The sequence below is a fragment of the Thiohalophilus sp. genome (assembly GCF_034521165.1).
Classification (GTDB): domain Bacteria; phylum Pseudomonadota; class Gammaproteobacteria; order UBA6429; family Thiohalophilaceae; genus Thiohalophilus.
This window is the reverse complement of record NZ_JAXHMV010000002.1, coordinates 193,338-213,701: the sequence shown is the minus strand read 5'-3', so window position 1 is coordinate 213,701 and position 20,364 is coordinate 193,338. Positions and strand designations below refer to the sequence as shown.

The 20,364-nt window shown below is 59.0% G+C and carries 17 protein-coding genes; 9 read left to right on the top strand and 8 right to left on the bottom strand.

What is annotated here, in order from left to right; genetic code table 11:
* Positions 1–11: 11 nt before the first annotated feature.
* The 7 genes from rimI (at position 12) to U5K34_RS02735 (ending at position 7,755) form a co-directional block, all read left to right on the top strand.
* Positions 12–482, top strand: coding sequence for a ribosomal protein S18-alanine N-acetyltransferase (gene rimI / locus U5K34_RS02765; RefSeq protein WP_322566992.1), 471 nt, complete (start codon positions 12–14; stop codon positions 480–482).
* Between the two features lie 27 nt (positions 483–509).
* The gene (locus tag U5K34_RS02760) at positions 510–1,313 is read left to right on the top strand and encodes an inositol monophosphatase family protein (protein WP_322566991.1); all 804 of its coding nucleotides are present in this window, start codon (positions 510–512) and stop codon (positions 1,311–1,313) included.
* A 162-nt stretch (positions 1,314–1,475) separates the two neighbouring features.
* Positions 1,476–2,093, top strand: coding sequence for a DUF502 domain-containing protein (locus U5K34_RS02755; RefSeq protein ID WP_322566990.1), 618 nt, complete (start codon positions 1,476–1,478; stop codon positions 2,091–2,093).
* Between the two features lie 102 nt (positions 2,094–2,195).
* Positions 2,196–3,776 (top strand): peptide chain release factor 3, encoded by a 1,581-nt coding sequence (locus tag U5K34_RS02750; protein WP_322566989.1) that lies wholly within the window; start codon positions 2,196–2,198, stop codon positions 3,774–3,776.
* A 198-nt stretch (positions 3,777–3,974) separates the two neighbouring features.
* Entirely contained in the window at positions 3,975–6,143 is a 2,169-nt protein-coding gene (locus tag U5K34_RS02745) for an AMP-binding protein (RefSeq protein ID WP_322566988.1), read from the top strand.
* A 59-nt stretch (positions 6,144–6,202) separates the two neighbouring features.
* Positions 6,203–7,474, top strand: a complete 1,272-nt coding sequence (locus tag U5K34_RS02740) for an MFS transporter (RefSeq protein ID WP_322566987.1) — start codon at positions 6,203–6,205, stop codon at positions 7,472–7,474.
* A gap of 65 nt (positions 7,475–7,539) precedes the next feature.
* Positions 7,540–7,755 carry a DUF2970 domain-containing protein gene (locus U5K34_RS02735; RefSeq protein ID WP_322566986.1) on the top strand — a complete coding sequence of 72 codons (216 nt, stop codon included), beginning with the start codon at positions 7,540–7,542 and terminating at the stop codon, positions 7,753–7,755.
* A 384-nt stretch (positions 7,756–8,139) separates the two neighbouring features.
* Here the strand turns inward: U5K34_RS02735 and U5K34_RS02730 are convergent, their stop codons facing one another.
* Genes U5K34_RS02730 through U5K34_RS02715 form a run of 4 tightly spaced genes read right to left on the bottom strand, consistent with a single transcriptional unit; the run spans position 8,140 to position 12,393 of the window.
* A complete protein-coding gene (locus U5K34_RS02730) occupies positions 8,140–8,730 on the bottom strand; it encodes a nucleotidyltransferase family protein (protein ID WP_322566985.1) in 591 nt (196 codons plus the stop codon).
* Positions 8,727–9,713 (bottom strand): XdhC family protein, encoded by a 987-nt coding sequence (locus U5K34_RS02725; RefSeq protein ID WP_322566984.1) that lies wholly within the window; start codon positions 9,711–9,713, stop codon positions 8,727–8,729. Before U5K34_RS02725 ends, U5K34_RS02730 begins: the two co-directional genes overlap by 4 nt.
* An 11-nt stretch (positions 9,714–9,724) precedes the next feature.
* Positions 9,725–11,923, bottom strand: a complete 2,199-nt coding sequence (locus tag U5K34_RS02720) for a xanthine dehydrogenase family protein molybdopterin-binding subunit (RefSeq protein WP_322566983.1) — start codon at positions 11,921–11,923, stop codon at positions 9,725–9,727.
* The gene (locus U5K34_RS02715) at positions 11,920–12,393 is read right to left on the bottom strand and encodes a (2Fe-2S)-binding protein (RefSeq protein ID WP_322566982.1); all 474 of its coding nucleotides are present in this window, start codon (positions 12,391–12,393) and stop codon (positions 11,920–11,922) included. The genes U5K34_RS02720 and U5K34_RS02715 overlap by 4 nt, the downstream gene beginning before the upstream one ends.
* 589 nt (positions 12,394–12,982) lie before the next feature.
* On the opposite strand from U5K34_RS02715, the gene U5K34_RS02710 reads away from it, so the two are divergent.
* The gene (locus U5K34_RS02710) at positions 12,983–13,183 is read left to right on the top strand and encodes a cold-shock protein (RefSeq protein ID WP_322566981.1); all 201 of its coding nucleotides are present in this window, start codon (positions 12,983–12,985) and stop codon (positions 13,181–13,183) included.
* A gap of 164 nt (positions 13,184–13,347) precedes the next feature.
* On the opposite strand, the gene U5K34_RS02705 is transcribed toward U5K34_RS02710, so the two are convergent.
* Positions 13,348–16,164, bottom strand: a complete 2,817-nt coding sequence (locus tag U5K34_RS02705) for a valine--tRNA ligase (protein ID WP_322566980.1) — start codon at positions 16,162–16,164, stop codon at positions 13,348–13,350.
* 146 nt (positions 16,165–16,310) lie between these two features.
* On the opposite strand from U5K34_RS02705, the gene U5K34_RS02700 reads away from it, so the two are divergent.
* Positions 16,311–17,807 (top strand): ArnT family glycosyltransferase, encoded by a 1,497-nt coding sequence (locus U5K34_RS02700; protein WP_322566979.1) that lies wholly within the window; start codon positions 16,311–16,313, stop codon positions 17,805–17,807.
* Positions 17,808–17,899: 92 nt separating this feature from the next.
* On the opposite strand, the gene U5K34_RS02695 is transcribed toward U5K34_RS02700, so the two are convergent.
* From U5K34_RS02695 to U5K34_RS02685, 3 genes are read right to left on the bottom strand one after another with little or no spacing between them, the layout of a single operon-like run.
* Complete coding sequence (locus tag U5K34_RS02695; RefSeq protein WP_322566978.1) at positions 17,900–18,415, bottom strand: hypothetical protein; 516 nt, start codon at positions 18,413–18,415, stop codon at positions 17,900–17,902.
* Positions 18,416–18,417: 2 nt separating this feature from the next.
* Positions 18,418–18,852 carry a DNA polymerase III subunit chi gene (locus U5K34_RS02690; protein ID WP_322566977.1) on the bottom strand — a complete coding sequence of 145 codons (435 nt, stop codon included), beginning with the start codon at positions 18,850–18,852 and terminating at the stop codon, positions 18,418–18,420.
* The gene (locus tag U5K34_RS02685; RefSeq protein ID WP_322566976.1) at positions 18,852–20,354 is read right to left on the bottom strand and encodes a leucyl aminopeptidase; all 1,503 of its coding nucleotides are present in this window, start codon (positions 20,352–20,354) and stop codon (positions 18,852–18,854) included. The genes U5K34_RS02690 and U5K34_RS02685 overlap by 1 nt, the downstream gene beginning before the upstream one ends.
* Between the last annotated feature and the right edge of the window lie 10 nt (positions 20,355–20,364).

Genomic DNA, 20,364 nt, shown 5'->3' with positions numbered 1-20,364 from the left:
ACTTGTTCGGTATGAGCGCGGTTTTCAAACAGGCAGATGACGGCATCCGCGCCATGACCCTGGCGGATCTGGATGAGGTCATGGCAATCGAGGAGGCGATCTATTTTTTTCCCTGGACTCGCGGGATATTTCGCGATTGTATGGCCGTCGGCTATCCCTGCCGGGTTTTGCAAATCGACGGCCGGCTGCGGGCCTATGCGATTCTCTCCATTGCCGCCGGCGAGGCCCATATTCTGACCCTGTGCGTGCATCCCGATTCCCATCGCCGCGGTTACGGTGAACTGATGCTGGGCGATATCTTGCAAGTGGCCCGGGAATATCACGTCGATTCGGTCTATCTGGAAGTGCGCCCTTCCAATCAGGCGGCCATACGGCTGTACGAGAAAACCGGCTTTCAGGAGATCGGCATTCGCCCCGATTATTATCCCGACGAGTTCGGCCGCGAAGATGCGCTGGTGATGGCGCTGTCGCTCGGCGACTGAGTCCTTCCTCTTAACGGATTGGCTTTTATGCAGTCAGACACGCTCATCTCGCTGATCCGCGCCGCCGCGCGCGAGGAACTGATGACCCGCTTTACCCACGTCAAACGCGGCATCAAGGCCGACGGCAGTTTTCTGACCGAGGCCGACCTCGCCATGCAAAACCGGGTTGCCCGTGAATTAAACCGCCATGAGCCCGATATCCTGTTTCTGGGTGAAGAGATGCCCCCCGAAGAACAACAGGCCCTGTTGCAAAGCGGCAAACCCCTGTGGGTGCTGGACCCGCTCGATGGCACCAGTAACTATGCCTCGGGCATTCCCTGTTTCTCGGTGTCGCTGGCGCTGATCGAGGCGGGCGCGTTGAAACTCGGCCTGGTTTACGACCCGGTGCGTGACGAATGCTTCTTCGCGCAACAGGGCCAGGGCGCCTGGCTCAATGGTGAGCGGCTTGTTCCAATCGATATCGGCCTGAGTCTGAAACAAAGTACCGGCCTCATCGACTTCAAACGGCTGGCACCCGCGCTGGCGACCCGGCTGGTTACCGATATCCCCTATTCATCGCAACGCAGTTTCGGTTCGGTGGCACTGGACTGGTGCTGGATTGCCATCGGCCGCAGTCATGTCTATCTGCACGGCAAGCAGAATCTGTGGGATTACGCCGCCGGGCACCTGATCCTGGCCGAGGCCGGGGGACAGTCGTGCACCCTGGAGGGCGAGGCGGTGTTTAACAACCGTTTGCAACCGCGCTCGGCGGTGGCGGCGCTGGATCCGGGGTTGTTTGCCGCCTGGTCCGACTGGCTGGGAATCCAGTGCAAAGACAAGGGTACTGGATAAGCCTCCGGGGGCCCCTGGCAAGTGCCTGCTGAGTCGGTTATTCGTTGTTCAGCGTAAAAGCGTGTAAGCAAGCGTGTTACGGCGCCATCTCGACTGATATAGTCGGCAGAGGTGTTCATATGGCCCTTGCCGGTTTCGGCGTTTGGCCAGCAGGAGAATGCAATGTCCTATCTATGGAAGAATGTCTTCAAGGGACTGGCGACGGTGTTGCCGGTGGCGTTGACGCTGTATCTGATTTACTGGCTGGGTCTGAATATCGAGAAGGGGCTGCATCCGGCGATTACCTCGTTTGTCCCCGAGGAGCATTACCTGCCCGGCATGGGACTGGTGGCCGGGGTGGTGCTGCTGTTTTTTATCGGTCTGGCAGTGAATGCCTGGGTGGTGCGGCAGCTGATCTGGCTGGTGGAGAAGCTGCTGGAGCGGATTCCGCTGGTCAAATCGATCTACGGCTCGCTGAACGATTTCATGGATTATTTCGCCGCCGGCAAGAGCCGCGGCGGGCTCAAGCAGGTGGTGCTGGTGAACTTCGGCGGCGCCCGGTTGATCGGCTTTCTGACCCGCGATCATATTGAGGATATTCCCGGCCTGAGCGCGCCGGCGGGGGACGATATTGTCGCGGTCTATATGCCGCTGAGTTACCAGATCGGGGGCTATACCCTGTATATCCCGCGCTCGCAGATCGAACCGGTGAATATGTCCATGGAGGATGCCATGCGCCGGGTACTCACGGCCGAACTGTCCAAATCGACACCGGGCGAAAAGAACCGCCCCGCAAAATAACGTCGGTCCGGCGTCCTCCCGCCAGGGCCGGAGAGGCTTCTTGCCCTGCACAGCGGCGCGGCTTTTTTGTACAATAGCGCTCTTTTAATAGCTGGACCCTTCATGAGCCGTTATCTCGACGAAACCCACCGCCGGCGCACCTTTGCGATCATCTCTCATCCCGACGCCGGGAAAACCACCGTGACCGAAAAACTGTTGCTGTTCGGCCGTGCCATCCAGCAGGCGGGGACGGTCAAGGGACGCAAGTCGGATCGCCACGCCACCTCCGACTGGATGGCGCTGGAGAAGCAGCGCGGCATCTCGGTCACCTCGGCGGTAATGCAGTTTCCCTACAAGGAACGCATTATCAACCTGCTGGATACCCCGGGCCATGAGGATTTCTCCGAAGATACCTACCGGGTACTGACCGCGGTGGATTCGGCGCTGATGGTGATCGACAGCGCCAAGGGGGTCGAGGAGCGGACCATCAAGCTGATGGAAGTGTGCCGGCTGCGCGATACGCCGATTCTGACTTTTATTAACAAACTGGACCGGGAAGGCCGCGAGCCCATCGAGCTGATGGACGAGGTGGAGGAGGTGCTGAAAATCCAGTGCGCGCCGATTACCTGGCCGATCGGCATGGGCAAGGGATTCAAGGGGGTCTATCACCTCTATAACGAGAACATTCATCTTTTCAGTGCCACCCATGGCGGCAAAATCCAGACCGGCGAAGTCATCCAGGGACTGGATAATTCCCGGCTCGATGATCTGCTCGGCAGCGCGGCCAATGAACTGCGCGAGGAGATCGAACTGGTGCGCGGTGCCAGTCATGAATTCGATCTCGACGCCTTTCTGGCCGGCAGGCAGAGCCCGGTGTTTTTCGGCTCGGCGATCAACAACTTCGGCATCGAGGAGTTGCTGGACTATTTCGTCGAGATCGCGCCGCCGCCCCAGCCGCACGAAACACGCCAGCGGATTGTCGAGCCCGAGGAAGAGAAGTTCACCGGCTTCGTGTTCAAGATCCAGGCGAATATGGATCCCCAGCACCGCGATCGGGTGGCCTTTTTGCGCGTCTGCTCCGGCACCTATGAAAAAGCCATGAAGGCCCGCCAGGTGCGCATCGGCAAGGATGTCAAACTGGCCAATGCCATCACCTTCATGGCCAGCGAACGCGAGCATGTGGAAACCGCCTATCCCGGCGATATTATCGGGTTGCATAATCACGGCACGATTCAGATCGGTGACACCTTCACCCAGGGCGAGGATCTCAAGTTCACCGGCATTCCCAACTTTGCCCCGGAACTGTTCCGCCGGGTGCGCCTGCGCGATCCCATGAAAAACAAGGCGCTGCAAAAAGGGCTGGATCAGCTGAGCGAGGAGGGCGCTTCGCAGGTCTTTCGCCCGCTCAATAACAACGACATCATTGTCGGCGCGGTGGGCGTGCTGCAGTTTGATGTGGTCGCCTTTCGCCTCAAAGAAGAATATAACGTGGAATGCAGCTTCGAGGCGGTCAACGTGAATACCGCCCGCTGGGTGACCTGCGCCGATGAGAAGATGCTCAACGAGTTTCGTAAAAAAGCCGCGGATAACCTGGCCCTGGATGCCTCGGGGAGTCTCACCTATCTGGCGCCGACGCGGGTCAATCTGGATCTGACCATCGAACGCTGGCCGGATATCGAATTCCACGCCACCCGCGAACACTAACAGACTGTTGAAAACACCCTGCGTTGCCGCTGCAGCGTTAAAAATAGCCTCAAAATGCGCATTTATTACACATAAACTCCGCTTTTTCGGCCATTTTTGCCTTGCATCGGCGGCCTCGCCAACGTTTTCAACAGCCTGTTCACCGGACAATACGTAAAGCCCTTTACAAACCGGTCAGTGACCCGGTATCAATAGCGGATGCGAACCTTACTCAAGATCGTTTTCCGCGCTCTGCTCAGGTTGCTCTATCGGGTCGAGGTGCAGGGGCTGGAAAACCTGCGACAGGCCGGTCCGCGCACCTTGCTGATTGCCAACCACACCTCCTTTCTCGACGGGCTTTTGCTGACGGTCTTTCTGCCGCGCGATTTCAGCTTCGCCATCCATACCCGTATCGTGAATCAATGGTTCATGCGGCCGTTCAAACCGCTGGTGACGCTGTTTGTGATGGAGCCGAGCAGTCCGTTTTCTCTCAAATCGCTGATCCGTTATATGCAGGACGATCACAGCGTGGTGCTGTTCCCCGAAGGGCGGATCACCGTGACCGGGGCATTGATGAAGATCTATCACGGCCCGGGGCTGGTGGCGGACAAGGTCGATGCCGACGTGTTACCGGTGCGCATCGACGGCGCCCAGTATTCGCCGTTCTCCCGCCTGCGCAAGCGCATCCGGGTGCGCTGGTTCCCGCGCATTACCCTGACCGTTCTGCCGCCGCGCAAAATCAAGGCGCCGGACGAGATACGCGGACGGGCGCGGCGTATCTATGCCGGCGAGCAGCTGACCGACATCATGACCGAGATGATGTTCGCCACCAGCCATTATCGTTGCACGATCTTCGAGGCCCTGCTGGATGCGCAGCGCATTCACGGCGGCCGGCACAAGATTGCGGAGGATTTCGAGCGGGTACCGATTAACTATCGCCAGCTGATCCAGCGCAGTTTTATCCTGGCCGATGCCCTGGCGTCGCGGACCCGGCGACAAGAGCACGTCGGTATTTTGTTACCCAATACCACCGCGACGCTGATCACCCTGTTTGCACTGCAGATCTATCACCGGGTGCCGGCGCTGCTCAATTATTCCGACGGGGTGCAAAATCTGCTCGCGGCCTGTCGCATCGGGCGCCTCAACACGATCTATACCTCGCGCCGGTTTGCCGATTATGTCCGTTTGCACGAACTGCTGAGCGAACTGGGCCGGGAAGTGAAGGTGATTTACCTCGAAGAGGTGGTCAGTGGTTTGCGCTGGCGGCATAAACTGCGTGGCAGGTTCGCGGCCTGGTTTCCGAGACTGGGGTATCGCGGACGTGCCGGTGAGGCCGGGCCGGATGATCCGGCGGTGCTGCTGTTTACTCCCGGCTCCGAAGCTGAACCCAAGGGCGTGCTGCTGTCGCACGCCAATCTGCTGGCCAACTGTTCGCAACTGGTCAGCCGCAGCGATTTCAGTTCACGGGACGTCGTGCTCAACACCATGCCCATGTTCCATGCCTTCGGGCTGACCTGCGGTACGCTGCTGCCGGTGGTCTCCGGGTTGCGGGTCTTTTTCTATCCCAATCCGTGGCACTACCGCATCGTCCCCGAGATCGCCTACGACATCAACGCCACCATCGTCTTTGGTACCGACACCTTCCTGGCCGGTTATGCCCGTTTTGCTCATCCGTATGATTTTTACAGCGTTCGGTATGTGTTCGCCGGCGCGGAAAAACTGCAGGCGACAACCCGCCGGATGTGGAGCGAGCGATTCGGGGTGCGCATTTTCGAAGCTTACGGTACCACCGAGACCGGCCCGGTGATCGCCATGAACACGGCCATGGAAAACCGCCCCGGCACGGTCGGCCGGCTGCTGCCGGGCATGGACTACCGGCTGGTGGCCGAACCGGACGTGGAAGCCGGCGAACGTCTGTGGGTGAAGGGGCCCAACGTGATGCTCGGCTATCTGCAATCCGATCAACCACAAACGGTTCAGCCGCCGGCCACCGCCGCCGGGCCCGGGTGGTATGATACCGGCGATATTGTCCGGGTGGATGCGCGCGGGTTTTTGACCCTCCTTGGCCGGGCCCGGCGTTTTGCCCGGGTCGACGGCGAAACGGTGTCGCTGGCACAGCTGGAGGAATTTGTCAGCGGCGTCTGGCCGCAGGCAACCCATGCGATCATTCGCGTGGGTGATACCCAAAGCGGTGAACAGCTGGTGCTGATCACCACCCGGCCGCAGGCGCAATGCGGTGATCTGCTGGATGCCGCGCGCGAGCAGGGTATCCCCGAGGCCGGTGTGCCGCACAGGCTGGTCTCTGTGACCAAGCTGCCGCAACTGGGCAGTGGCAAGATCGACTATCGGCAATTGCAACAGCAATACGGTCAACCGTCACAGGCCTGACCGATACCGGCAGGGCAGGGGCCTTGCGCGAATAACAACAAACACACAACGAGACCGGCATGTGGAAACTGCTCACCGAAAAGAAAGTGCTTTCCTGGGCATTGTATGACTGGGCTAATTCGGCCTTTGCCACGGTCATGCTGGCGGGACTGTTTCCGGTCTTTTTCAAACAGTACTGGAGCGCCGGACAGGCAGCGACCACCAGCACCTTTCATCTGGGGGTGGCCAACTCCGTCGCCGGCATCGTGATCGTTTTGCTGGCGCCAATTCTCGGGGCCATCGCCGATGCCGGTCAGGCCCGCAAGCGGTTGTTATTGTCGTTTGCCGCGCTGGGCATGATCATGACCGCGGCACTGTACGGCGTGGAAAAAGGCGCCTGGCTGGCGGCGGCCGTCCTGTATGCGCTGGGTGTGATCGGCTTTATGGGCAGCGTGATCTTCTACGATGCGTTGATCGTCAAGGTCACCCGCCCCGAGCATTACGATCTGGTCTCCGGTTACGGTTTTTCCCTGGGGTATCTCGGCGGCGGATTGTTATTTACCCTGGATGTGCTGATGACCCTCTATCCGACCTGGTTCGGTTTCACCGATGCCAGCGAGGCGGTACGCTTTGCCTTTATCACCGTGGCCATCTGGTGGGCCCTTTTTACCCTGCCGCTGGCATTCAACGTGCCGGCCGATGAAGGATTGCGGTTGCCGGTGTTCAAGGCGGTGCGCGGCGGCTTTCGGCAATTGCGCAATACCTTTGCCGAAATTCGCCGACTGAAAGTGGTGTCCCTGTTCCTGGTAGCCTACTGGCTCTATATCGACGGGGTCGATACCGTGGTGCGCATGGCGGTGGATTACGGCATGTCGATCGGCTTTGACAGTAACGATCTGATTGTTGCCCTGTTAATTACCCAGTTTGTCGGGTTTCCGTCCGCGCTGTTGTTCGGTATCCTCGGCAACAGGATAGGTGCCAAGGCCGGCATACTGATCGCGCTGTGCGTCTATTTTATCGTCACCACCTGGGCCTATTTCATGCAGGAAGTGTATGAGTTTTACCTGCTGGCCGTGGTGATCGGCCTGGTGCAGGGGGGCGTACAGTCACTGAGTCGATCGCTGTACGCGCGCATTATCCCGCCGGAGAAATCCGGCGAGTTTTTCGGCTTTTACAACATGATGGGCAAGTTTGCGGCGGTGATCGGCCCGGTACTGATGGGTTCGGTGGCCGTGCTGACCGACAGTTCGCGGCTGGCCATTCTTTCGGTGACGCTGTTGTTTCTGATCGGGGGCATTCTGTTGCTGATGGTCGACGTGAAAGAAGGCGAGCGCATGGCGCGCCAGTTATAATACCGGGCGTAAATTGCCGATCAAACAAACAATCAAGCTAACCAATCGACAAGGCGGATAGTGCAGTGAGTGATGAGAATAAACAGGCCCCGGGTCTGTGGGACGTGGCCAAGAGCGTGATGGCGGCGTTTCTGGGTGTGCAGAAAAGCAAGCATTACGAACGGGATTTTACCCATGGTAAACCCTGGCAATACATTACCATCGGGCTCATTGGTGTGGTGATTTTCATCGCCGTTATCATCGGCGTAGTCAAAGTGGTGATGTCGCTGGCCGGAGTGTAAATCAGTGCCGAGTTCTGAGTTCTGAGTGCTGAGTGCTGAGTCCTGAGATTGACCGACTGATGGGTATTTCGTGTTTATAAAAATCAGCGGGAAACCACCGGGGACACCGAATACACTGAACTCACCGATAAGGATATTTCGGATAACCAGTCCAGTTACGTAGGTTACGCTGGCGATAGCCTGCGTGACACCCCTGCTGATCTCTCGCAGAGACGCCAAGACGCAGAGAAACTGAACGCGTTTATTCTTCGCGCGCTCTGCGTCTCTGCGAGAGTCGGGCACAAAATTAATTCTAAATGGATCTCGCAAGCTATCTTCTGGTTGGTTTGTCAGGGAGCGCTACGCGCACCCTGACCTACCCGACTAAGTACTAAGTACTAAGTACTAAGAACTTGGTACTTGGTGCTCAGCACTCGATAAATCTTCCGGATAATCCACATCCCGCAATATGCCGGGGTCGTTGACCGAAACCAGGGTCAGATGTTGCGGGTTGGCGTTCACAATGGCGCGCGCACCCTGGTCGCCGTCCAGGGCGATCAGATCCCGGACATAGGCACTGCCGAAGCCGACCGGGTGGCCGCGTCGATCGCCGTACAGCGGTGCGACGATGTCGCGCGGCTGTCGCAGTTCGGTGGCGACCGCCCGAATTGTTTGTTTATCGATCCAGGGCATATCTCCCAGCATAACCAGCCAGCCCGACGCTTCGTGCACGGCGCGTATCGCGCAGGCGAGACTGCTGCCCATGCCGGCGTCGGGGTGCGGGTTGATGACAACCTGCAGGCCTTCGCGGCTTAACAACTCGGCGGTGGTGGCATCATCGGGACCGACCACGGCCACGTTTTCGGATAGCACCGCTTTCAGGCGACGGGCGCAATGCACCACCATCGGCGTTTGATCTGACAGGGGCTGTAATAATTTATTGCTGCCGAAGCGTTGGCTCAGGCCGGCGGCCAGCAGAATACCGGTAATGCTCATGCCACGTTGACGGCATGGGGGTTGCGTACGACGGCGGTGGCCGAATTGCGCAGGGCGGTGATTTCCGCCAGGATGGCGAGGGCGATCTCCGGTGGCGTATGGCTGCCGATATCCAGTCCCACCGGCGCATGCAGACGGCGGATTTGCGCTTTAGACAATCCCAGTTCCTGCAGGCGCCGCCGCCGCGCCTCGCAGTTGCGTTGCGAACCAATGGCACCGACATAAAAGGCGTTGGAATCGAGTGCATCGAGCAGCGCCATATCATCCAGTTTGGGATCGTGAGTGAGGGCAAGCACGATGCTGCGGGTATGACCGGCATATTCGCCGACCGCCTCGTCCGGCATCATGCCGGTCAGTTGCGTGCCGGGCACCTGCCAGCCGGCGGCGTATTCCTGGCGCGGATCGCAAACGATGACCTGGTAATCGAGCATCAGGGCCAGTTGCGAGACATACCGGGACAGGTGCCCGGCCCCGATCAACAGCATTTGCCATTGCGGTCCGAAGACCTTGCTGACCGATGCCTCGCCATAGGCAAACTCCTGATTGGCACTGGCCGGTGCCAGGGTGACGTCGCCGCTGGCCAGATCCACCCGGCGGCTGACCAGTTCCCCCTCTTGCATGGCGCTGAGCAACGGCTGCAGTTGATCCGGATCGTTTAATTGTTCCAGTAACAGTTCCAGCCGTCCGCCGCAGGGCAGACCGAAGCGGGTGGCTTCCTGGCGATCGACGCCGTAATCCAGACGGGTCGGCAGCTGTTCGCTCAGCTCATTGTTGGAAAAGCGGGCCAGCAGATCCTCCTCCACGCACCCCCCGGAAACCGAACCGGCATGCACGCCGTCCGGGCGCATCACCAGCAGCGAACCGGGCGGACGGGGTGAGGAGCCCCAGGTTTTCAATACGGTGACCAGTACCAGCGCGTGGCCCTGTTGCAACCACTGGTGGGCGGTACGGATGACTTCACGGTCGGTTCCCCAGGCTTCCATGGCCGTCTCCCTCAGGCGGACAACGTCAACGGCAGGCGTTGAAACGCCTGGCCGGTCAGAGCGGTCAGGGCATTGGCCACCGCCGGCGCGATGACCGGCGTGGCCGGCTCACCCACCCCGGTGGGCGGCTGGGTGGATTCGACAATATGGACTTCGACTTCGGGCATCTGATCGAGTGTGATCATCCGAAAGTCGTGGTAGTTGCCCTGTACCACTGCGCCGTTATCCAGGGTGATCTCGCTGAGCAGGGTGGGCGAGAGGCCAAAGCCCATGCCGCCTTCCATCTGCGCCCGGATCACGTCCGGGGTGACGGCGATGCCGCAGTCGATGGCAATAATCACCTTGTCGACGCTGAACCGGTTGTCACTGTGCAAGGTCACTTCCGCCACCTCGGCGACATAGCTGTTAAAGGACCTGTGCAGGGCGATACCACGGGCCCGGCCTTCGGGCAGCGGCGTTCCCCAACCGGCTTTTTGCGCGGCCAGATCGAGAATCACTCGATGACGGGGCCGATCGTTGAGTAACTCGCGTCGGAATTCGACCGGATCCCGGCCGGCGCGACGCGCCAGTTGATCGATCATGGTCTCCACCGCAAAGGCCGTATGGGTGGAGCCGACCGAGCGCCACCATTGCACCGGTACCGGGAGTGTGGGCGAATGCAGATCGACCGTGATATTCGGGATGGCGTAGGGCAGATTGGCGGCGCCTTCCACCGAGGTGGCATCGACGCCATTTTCCACCATGTTCGATTCAAACCCGGTCCCGGTCATGATCGACTGGCCAACGATACGATGTTGCCAGGCCACCGGTTTGCCGTTGTCATCCAGCGCGGCGGAGAGGGTGTGATAGTAGAGCGGACGAAAGTACCCGGCCCGGGTGTCGTCCTCGCGCGTCCAGACCATTTTCACCGGCCTGCGGGTATCCAGCGCCTTGACGATGCTGGCGGCTTCCACCACGTAGTCGGAGTGGGGATTGCCGCGTCGGCCGAAGGAACCGCCGGCGTAGAGCATATTGATTGTCACCTGTTCCGGTTTGATACCAAACAGCCCGGCCACGGCCTGCTGATCGGCGGTTTGCGATTGCACCCCGTTCCAGAGGGTCACCCCGTCATCGGTGCGCTGTACCACGCAGTTGAGCGGCTCCATGGCGGCGTGGGCCAGATAGGGAAATTCAAACTCCAGATCGATCCGTTCGGCAGCCTCGTTGAGTGCTTTCTCGCTGTCGCCGTTTTGATGTGCGACGTTACCGGGGTGCCGGGCCCGTTGCTGGTAATCGGCGAGGATTTCATCGCTGCTCAGGTTAAACGCGTTACTTTCATCCCACTCGACGACCAGGGCATCGCGCCCCTTGATCGCGGCCCAGGTATGCTCGGCCAGCACCGCCACGCCGTTGGGAATCTCGATCACTTCGCGCACGCCTCGGACCTTGCGGGTTTCGACGGCATCGAAACGTCTGACCCTGGCGCCGAAGCGGGGCGGATGGGCGACGACCGCCACCAGCATGTCGGGCAGCTGGATGTCCTGGGTGTAAATGGCCGTGCCGTTGACTTTTTCCTTGCTGTCCTTGCGCGGTACGGTGGTGCCGATCAGGGTGAACTGTTCCGGTTCCTTGAGAAAGACGTCGTCGGGGACGGGCTGCTGCGCGGCGAGATCGGCCAGCTCGCCGAAGCGGGCCTGTTGTCCGGAATCAGGATGCTTAAGGATGCCTTTTTCCACCTGGATGTCATCGCTGTCCACATGCCACTGTTGTGCGGCCGCGGCGACCAGCATGTGCCGGGCGGTGGCGCCGGCCTTGCGCATCTGGTCAAAGGAGTTGGGCATGGCGGTACTGCCGCCGGTGCCCTGGATCTGTCCCCAGAACAGGTTGTTATAGCGACTGGCATCGGCCGGGGCACCTTCACTGACGATTTGCGTCCAGTCGGCATCCAGCTCTTCGGCGACCAGGGCCGCCAGCCCGGTATAGGTGCCCTGACCCATTTCCAGGTGTTTGATAATCACGATGACCTTGTCGTCGTCGGTAATGCGCACAAAAGCATTGGGTTTAAAGAGGATCTCGCTGCTGTCGTCAGCCGGATCCGGTCCGATTGGGGTCGGTTTTTTCCCATTTCGATCGCAGCCACCGAGATAAAGTCCGAGGGTCAGGCCGGCACCGGCACCCAGGCTGGTGATCAGAAACTCGCGCCGCCGGATGTCAAAGCGCCGGCGGCTCATGCCACACCGCCCTGGTCAGCGAGGGTCCGGGCCGCGCTGTGAATGGCCTGGCGAATGCGCACATAGGTGTGACAGCGGCACAGGTTATCGCGCATGGCGTCGTTAATTGCCGCATCATCGGGCTGCGGGTTGTTCTCCAGCAAGGCGATGGCGCTCATGATCTGGCCGGACTGACAATACCCACACTGCACGACATCATGCTCTTCCCAGGCGTTTTGCACCGCTTTGGCGACCGGGGAGCTGACTTTTTCGATGGTGGTAATCGCCTTGCCCTGCACGGAATCAACCGGCGTAATGCAGGCGCGTACCGGTTTGTCGTTCACATGTACCACGCAGGCACCGCACACCGCGATGCCACAGCCGTACTTGGTGCCGGTCAGCCCCAGTATGTCGCGCAGCGCCCACAGCAGCGGCATGTCGGGCTCGATATCGAGGGAGTGTGATTCGCCATTGACGAAAAGTGTGACCATGCGAGACGCCTTTCTTCATTGTATGAAGCCTTATTAGCCTAGCATGCCTTTTGTGGATGTCACACCGGGCCATCTGAATACGTGTTCCGACTACCCGTCCATTTTACTGAGTCGCCTGGAACAAGGCGCAACGCGCCAGATCCCGGTTTTGCCGGGGCTCAGGTGGAACCGCGTCGCTTGTTCCACCCTGCAGGGGGGGGAGCGGGTATTGGGAATTTTTATTTAGTTGCTTTGTGACAAATCCGGGTCAGCTCGCGGTTTGTGATACGTCGGATTAACCATCAGCTGTATTGAGGGATTACAGGGGCGGGCGGTATTTGTGAGCCGACGTTAATGCCCGGGTCCGGCCAGGACGGGGATTTAAACCGGTATTTTGCTGTTTTGTGAGTCGGGAGGGGTTGTAATGACGATATTTGGCCCAATATCGTAAAAATGTGTAGTATTTCCGGTTCAACTTCGGTATATAATACACCCACGCTACATTTCTCTGGTTCTTGTCAGTATTTCTTACCAAGATAATACCTGTTGAAAACCTCGCAAGACGTGTATCGCATTTTTTATTAATAACTTTATGAATAGGTAAATTATCATGGTAACAGGAACCGTTAAGTGGTTTAACGAATCCAAGGGCTTCGGCTTTATTTCTCCTTCTGACGGCAGCAAGGACGTGTTTGTTCACTTCTCTGCTATCTCAGGTTCAGGCTTCAAGACCCTGACTGAAGGTCAATCTGTGACTTTCAATGTCGAGAATGGCCAGAAGGGCCCGCAGGCGACAGATGTCCAGGCCTAAGCCTTAAAACATCTGCTGTCTCAAAAAAGCCCCGCGAGAAATCGCGGGGCTTTTTTTATGGCGGTGTGAGTTACCCGGTTGGGGGATAGGGAAAGCTCACCGTCATGGATAAAAACAGCGACGGGGACAGGGCATGAAGGCCTCGAAAGAGGCCTTTACCGGGGTCAGAGGTTGGCGATTTTCTCTTTCTGGCTTTTGAGCTGCTGCAGGGAGCCCTGAATCTCCCGGAGTTTGTCGCGCTCTTTTTGCACCACGGCCTCCGGTGCCTTGTCGACGAAATTGGGATTATTCAATTTGCCGTCGATCCGTCTGGCCTGATCGTCGAGTTTGTCGATCTCCTTGCCCAGACGGGCCAGTTCGGCTTCCTTGTCGATCAGGCCGGCCATGGGGATGAGGATCTGCAAGTCATCCACCAGGGCGGTGGCCGATTCCGGGGCTTCTTCGTTCCCGGACAGCCACGCGATAGATTCGATCTTCGCCAGGTTCTGCAGATAATGCCGGTGTCGCTCGACCCGTTCTTGATCCGTATTGCTGTAGTGCTGCAGCATCACCGGCAGCGGTTTGCCCGGTTTGATGTCCATGCCACTGCGGATCTGGCGAATACCGACAATGAACTGCTTGACCCACTCCATCTCCTCGACCGCGGTATTGTCGATTTTGTTCCTGTCCGCTTCGGGGTAGGGCTGGGTCATGATGGTCTCGCCCTGCCGGGCGGCCAGGGGGGCGACTTTTTGCCAGATCTCCTCGGTAATGTAGGGCATGATCGGGTGCGCCAGGCGTAATATCGCCTCGAGCACCCGGACCAGGGTGCGGCGGGTACCGCGTTTGGCGGCGTCACTGGCGGCGTCACTCATCAATACCGGTTTGGACAGCTCCAGATACCAGTCGCAGTATTCGTTCCAGGTAAATTCGTACAGTGCGTTGGCGGCACGATCGAAGCGGTACTCGCCGATGGCCTTGTTGATCTGTTGTTCGGTTTCCTGCAGGCGGCTGATGATCCAGTTGTCTGCGACGGATAACGCCACTTCGCCGCCCTCCTGCCCGCAATCCTGGCCCTCGGTGTTCATCAGCACATAACGGGCCGCGTTCCACAGTTTGTTACAGAAGTTGCGATAACCCTCGATACGGCCCATGTCGAAGTTGATGTCGCGGCCGGTGGAGGCGAGGGCGGCGAAGGTGAAGCGCAATGCATCGGTGCCGAAGGCGGGAATCCCGTCGGGGAAATCCTTGCGCGTCTGTTTGGCGATCTTCTCGGCCAGATGCGGTTGCATCATGCCTCTGGTGCGTTTTTCCACCAGGGCCTCGAGTTCGATGCCGTCGATGAGATCGATGGGATCGAGCACGTTGCCCTTGGATTTGGACATCTTCTGGCCGTGCGCGTCGCGCACCAGGCCGTGGATATAGATCTCGCGAAACGGGACATCGTCCATGAACTTGAGCCCCATCATGATCATCCGCGCGACCCAGAAGAAGATAATGTCAAAACCGGTGACCAGCACACTGGTGGGGTAGAAGGTGTTCAGACGTTCGGTGTCCTCGGGCCAGCCCAGGGTGGAGAAGGGCCACAGCGCGGAACTGAACCAGGTATCGAGAACATCCTCGTCCTGCTGCAGGGCGAGAGCATCGGGCAGGCTATGCTGGCGACGGACTTCCTGTTCATCGCGACCGACGTAAATATTACCGTCCTTGTCATACCAGGCCGGAATCCGATGGCCCCACCAGATCTGGCGACTGATGCACCAGTCCTCGATATTGCGCATCCATTCGAAATAGGTGTTTTTCCAGTTCTCCGGCACGAAACGGATACGCCCGTCTTCCACCGCGTCGATGGCCGGCCCGGCCAGTGGTTTGATCTTGACGTACCACTGGTCGGTCAAAAATGGTTCGATGACCGCGCCGGAACGATCGCCGCGCGGCACCATCAGTTTGTGCGGTTCGATTTTCTCCAGCAGATCCTGCGCCTCGAGATCGGCGATGATCTGTTTGCGCGCCTCGACGCGATCCAGGCCGATGTAGGCGGCGGGCAGCAACTGCCCCTCGTCGGGCAGGTTGTCGCGCACGGCGGCACTGTCGGTAAAGATATTGATCAGACCGCCATGGGGCTGCTCGGCAATCGGCGTTTCATCGCGATGACGTTGCCAGACCTGGTAGTCGTTGAAATCGTGCGCGGCGGTGATCTTGACGCAACCGGTACCGAATTCGGGATCGACATACTCGTCGGCGATGATCGGGATGCGTCGGCCGGTCAGGGGCAGTTCGACGAATTCCCCGAGCAAATGTTTATAGCGTTCGTCGCCCGGGTGAATGGCGACGGCACAGTCGCCCAGCAGGGTTTCGGGACGGGTGGTGGCGACGATCAAATGGCCGGTACCGTTGGTCAACGGATAGCGCATGTGCCACAGCTGGCCGTTTTCTTCCCCGGAGAGTACTTCGAGATCGGACACGGCGGTATGCAATACCGGATCCCAGTTGACCAGGCGTTTGCCGCGATAGATCAGTCCTTCTTCATACAGTCGGACGAAGACTTCCTTGACCGCGTCGGACAGACCGGCGTCCATGGTAAAACGTTCGTGCTGCCAGTCGGGGGAGGCGCCCATGCGGCGCAGCTGGCGGGTGATGGTGCCGCCGGATTCTTCCTTCCATTCCCAGATCTTTTCGATGAATTTCTCGCGCCCGATGTCGTGGCGGGTTTGGCCTTCGGCATTGACAATGCGTTCGACCACCATCTGGGTGGCGATGCCGGCATGGTCGGTACCCGGTTGCCACAGGGCATTGTCGCCTTTCATGCGATGATAGCGGGTCAGGGCATCCATAATGGTGTCCTGGAAGGCGTGACCCATGTGCAGGCTGCCGGTGACATTGGGCGGCGGGATCATGATGCAGAAGGGCTCGCCCGTTCCGGCGGGGGCGAAATAGTCGTTCTGTTCCCAGCTGTCATACCAGCGCTGTTCGATCGCTTGCGGGTTATAAGTCTTGTCCACGGAACATCCGATTCGGTTGCTTGCCAGTGAGTTGATGGTCACAAACCCGGCATTATACCGAATCCCGGCGCAGGGCCATATCCTCCACGGCGTAATTGCCGGATTTTTCCGCCATCCGCGCCACGGCCATGCTAGACTGCGCTCCCATGAGTGCACTGGCTATCGACACCCGGCTCTGGATTTATCTGCTGCTGACTCTGGCAGCCAAGCTGGTGCTCGCCTACACCCTGCCGATGACCGGCGACGAAGCCTACTTCATCCTGTGGGGCAATTATCCCGATTACGGTTATTACGACCACCCGCCGATGGTGGGCTGGCTGCTGACGGCCATGCTTTCGGTCAGCGACGCACCGCTGTGGTTGCGTCTGCCACAGGTGCTTTTGACCACGTTCATCGGCCTGGCCATCTACCTGTTACTGCGCCGTACCCACGAAGCCGTGGCGGTCGCGGTGGCGGTGTTGTATCTCGTTGCCCCGGTGAATGTACTGGGCGTCCTGACGACCACCGATACGCCGCTGATTTTCTGGTCGTTCCTGTCGGCGGTGAGTTTCTATTTTGCCCAGCGCCGCGACAACCTGTGGTGGTATCTGCTGTGCGGCCTGTTTCTGGGGCTGGCATTTTTCTCCAAGTTTTTTGCCGGGCTGCTGGGCATTGCCTATTTCCTGTATATCGTGCTGTATACCCGCCGCGGCTTGCGGCCCTATCTCGGCCTGTTGCTGATTATCCTCGGCACCTTGCCGTTTATCGGGCTCAACCTGTGGTGGAACTACAATAACTGCTGGAATAACTACCTGTTTAACCTGGTCAACCGGACCGCCGGCTCGGGCTTTTCACCGGGGACCATGCTGGCCTACCTGGTGATGCTGGTTTATCTGGTGACCCCGCCGATTCTCTATTACCTGTTCCGGCAGTGGCGGGATTTCAAGGAAAGTCTGACCAGCCGCCAGAGTGTCTTTGGCGGGCTGTTTCTGATTCCCATCGGGCTGTTCTTTCTGCTCTCCTTCTGGAAAGAGATCGGTCTGCACTGGTTGCTGAGTTTCTATCCGTTCCTGTTTCTGGCGCTGGCACCGATTCTCAGTACTCAGCAGCTGCGCAAGTGCCACTATTTCATGCTGCCGTTCACCATCCTGCACCTGGTCTTTATCGGTGCCTTGCTGGTGCTCGCGCCGGGGATTGCCAAGGAGATTGACGAGAAAACCTATCGCGACGCGGTGTTCGGCATGCGCACCGAACAGATCATCAACACCATGTCGGAACATGAGGGGGCGATGTTGATGACCGAAAGTTACGCCAAATCAGCTTTGCTCGCCTACCACAGCGGAGAATCTGTGCCGGTTTTCAGCGTCAGCTCCTATCACGGTCGTGAAGCCGACAAGCGCACCGATTTTCGCAAGCTGGATGGCCGGGATATCGTGATCTTCAGCTATCACCGGCAGGAAAAATACCGGCCCTATTTCCGCGAGTCAAAAATTCGTCGTATCGATGTGGAAGATACCCACTTCTATCTGTTTGTCGGCAAGGGGTTCGACTATCAGAGCTATCGGGATGACATTCTGCGCGAGGTGGTGGAGCGCTATTACCAGATCCCCGACTACCTTCCCACCGGCCAGTGCTACATGTACGAACGCTACGGCTTTAGATAATTTTGAATTTTGAATTGCGGTTTTGTACTTGATTCAACACTCAAAATTCAACATTCAAAATTATCTCTCCGCGCCTCTGCGGTGAAAGCTTTTCATTTTTTGTTGCGGATTTGATCTCGAATAGTATCGAGCTGTTCGGCGATGGTTTTTTTGACTTCTTTTTCGATGTTGACCACGGTGCGCATGAGGGTGTTGCGGACTTCTTTTTCCAGGCTGGCCTGCAGGTGATCGAGGAATTCCAGCATGGTGTCGCTGTCGCTCTGGGTCGGACTGCTCATGGTCTGCGGCTCTTCTTCGTTGTCGGCTGAGGGCGCTTCGTCGTTCGGCTCGGCTTCGTCGGTGACTTCGGGGATTTCCAGTTGTTCGGCGGCGGGCGGGTAGGCGTCCGGTTCGACAATATCATCCAGCACCGGTACTACCGGTTCGTTGTCGGACCGGGCACGGGAGGTTTTGAGGCTGCCGGGTTCGTTGGCGCGGTTGATGCTGTCGCGCGCGGCGGTCAGTTTGGTCTCGCTTTGTTCCAGCAGCCCCTTGATCGACTCCAGCGCATTGAGCAGGTTGTCTTCCACTGCATCATCGGAGTCAGTCTTGTCGTTCTGCTTGCTCATGCTCACTTGCTATCCAGGTTATGCGTGTTGAGCTCATAGCCGCGATCGCGATAAAACCTGAAGCGCTCGCGTCCGGCCTGGCGGGCCTGTTCATCCCCGGCGATCACTTCCGCCACCCGTTCGAAGCGGCTGAAGAAGGCCGGTACTGCCTCGCCCAGATTGATCAGCACTTCGTTGTGCTGTTCCGGTTCGTCGGCGTGTCCGATGACGATGGCGGCCTGGGGGGCCACTGTATCATCCTGCAGGCAGTGCGGGATAAAACTGCCGTCACGAAACGTCCACAGCAGCTGGTCGAGCTGTTCCGCCTGTTGCCGGTCATCGGTGTGTATATATATAGCGTGATTCCGGGTGTAGGCTTTTTCCGCCAGGCGGCAGGCCAGCCGCTGGCGGGCCTGCTCGCGGGAATCCTCGGTGATATAAAAGTCGACCCGGGTCATCAGAGCTGGTATTTCTTGCCGCATTGATCCAGCAGGTACTGGGTGAGCAGCGGGACCGGGCGGCCGGTCGAACCTTTCTCGGCGCCGCTTTTCCAGGCCGTGCCGGCGATGTCCAGGTGGGCCCATTTGAGCTTTTTGGTGAAACGCGACAGGAAGCAGGCGGCGGTGATGGTGCCGGCTTCGCGGCCGCCGATATTGGCCATGTCGGCGAAGTTGCTCTTGAGCTGTTCCTGATACTCATCCCACAGCGGTAACTGCCAGGCACGGTCCTGGCTGGTCTGGCCGGCGGCGAGCAGCGCGTCGGCCAGCGGCTGGTCGTTGCTGAGCAGGCCGCAGGCCTGATTGCCCAGGGCGATGATGCAGGCGCCGGTCAGCGTGGCGGTGTCGATGACCGTTTTGGGTTTGAAGCGTTCGCTGTAGGTCAGGGCATCGCACAGGATCAGGCGTCCCTCGGCGTCGGTATTGAGAATCTCGATCGTCTGTCCGGACATGCTGGTGACCACATCGCCCGGTTTGTTGGCGTTGCCGTCGGGCATATTCTCGCAGGACGGTACGATGGCCACCACATTGATGGGAGGTTGCAGCTCGCCGATGGCCTGCATGGTGCCGAGAACCCCGGCGGCGCCACCCATGTCGTATTTCATCTCGTCCATGGCGGCGGCCGGCTTGATGGAGATGCCGCCGGTATCGAAGGTGATCCCCTTGCCCACCAGCACATAGGGTTTGGTGTCTTTTTTGGTGCCCTGGTATTCGACCACGATCAGTTTGGGCGGCTGGCGGCTGCCCCTGGCGACCGACAGAAAAGCGCCCATTTTCAGCTCTTCAATGGCCTTCTGGTTGAGCGCCTTCACTTTCATGTTGGCGTAGTCCTTGAGCTGTTTGCTTGCCTGGCTGGCCAGGTAGGTCGGGGTGCAGATATTGCCGGGCAGGTTGCCCAGATCCCGGGTGAAGCTGGCGCCCTTGCCGATCGCTTCGCCGATCTTCAGCCCGGTGCGGGCACTCTTGAGCGCTTTGTCGTCCACGCACAGTTGCAATTTGCCCAGCGGGTAGTCGGGCTTCTCGGGTTTGCTGAATGTCTGTTGGTAGCGATACAGTGTTTGGTGTACCAGCTCCGCCACGCGGCGGACATTCCAGGCCTTCGAGCGCGATTTGACCTCCAGATCGGTGAGATAGCAGGCGGCATCCCGGGCGCCGGAATCGTTAACCGCCTGGATCGCGGCAGTGAGCGCCTTGTTGTACTGTTTCTCATCGAATTCGGACTGCTTGCCGCAGCCGACCAGCAGGACGCGTTCGGCCTGGATGCCGGACAGGTGGTGCAACATCAGGGTCTGGCCGGGTTTGCCGTCCATGTCGCCCTGTTTGAGAATCCGCTGCAGGGCGCCGTCGCTGGCCTTGTCTACGGCCTGGGCGTGCGGGCCGGGCTGGCGTTTTTCAAACACGCCGACGATCAGGCACTGGCTGGATTGTTGTTCGACGGGGGTACATTTGAGCGTAATATTCATACTGGATCCT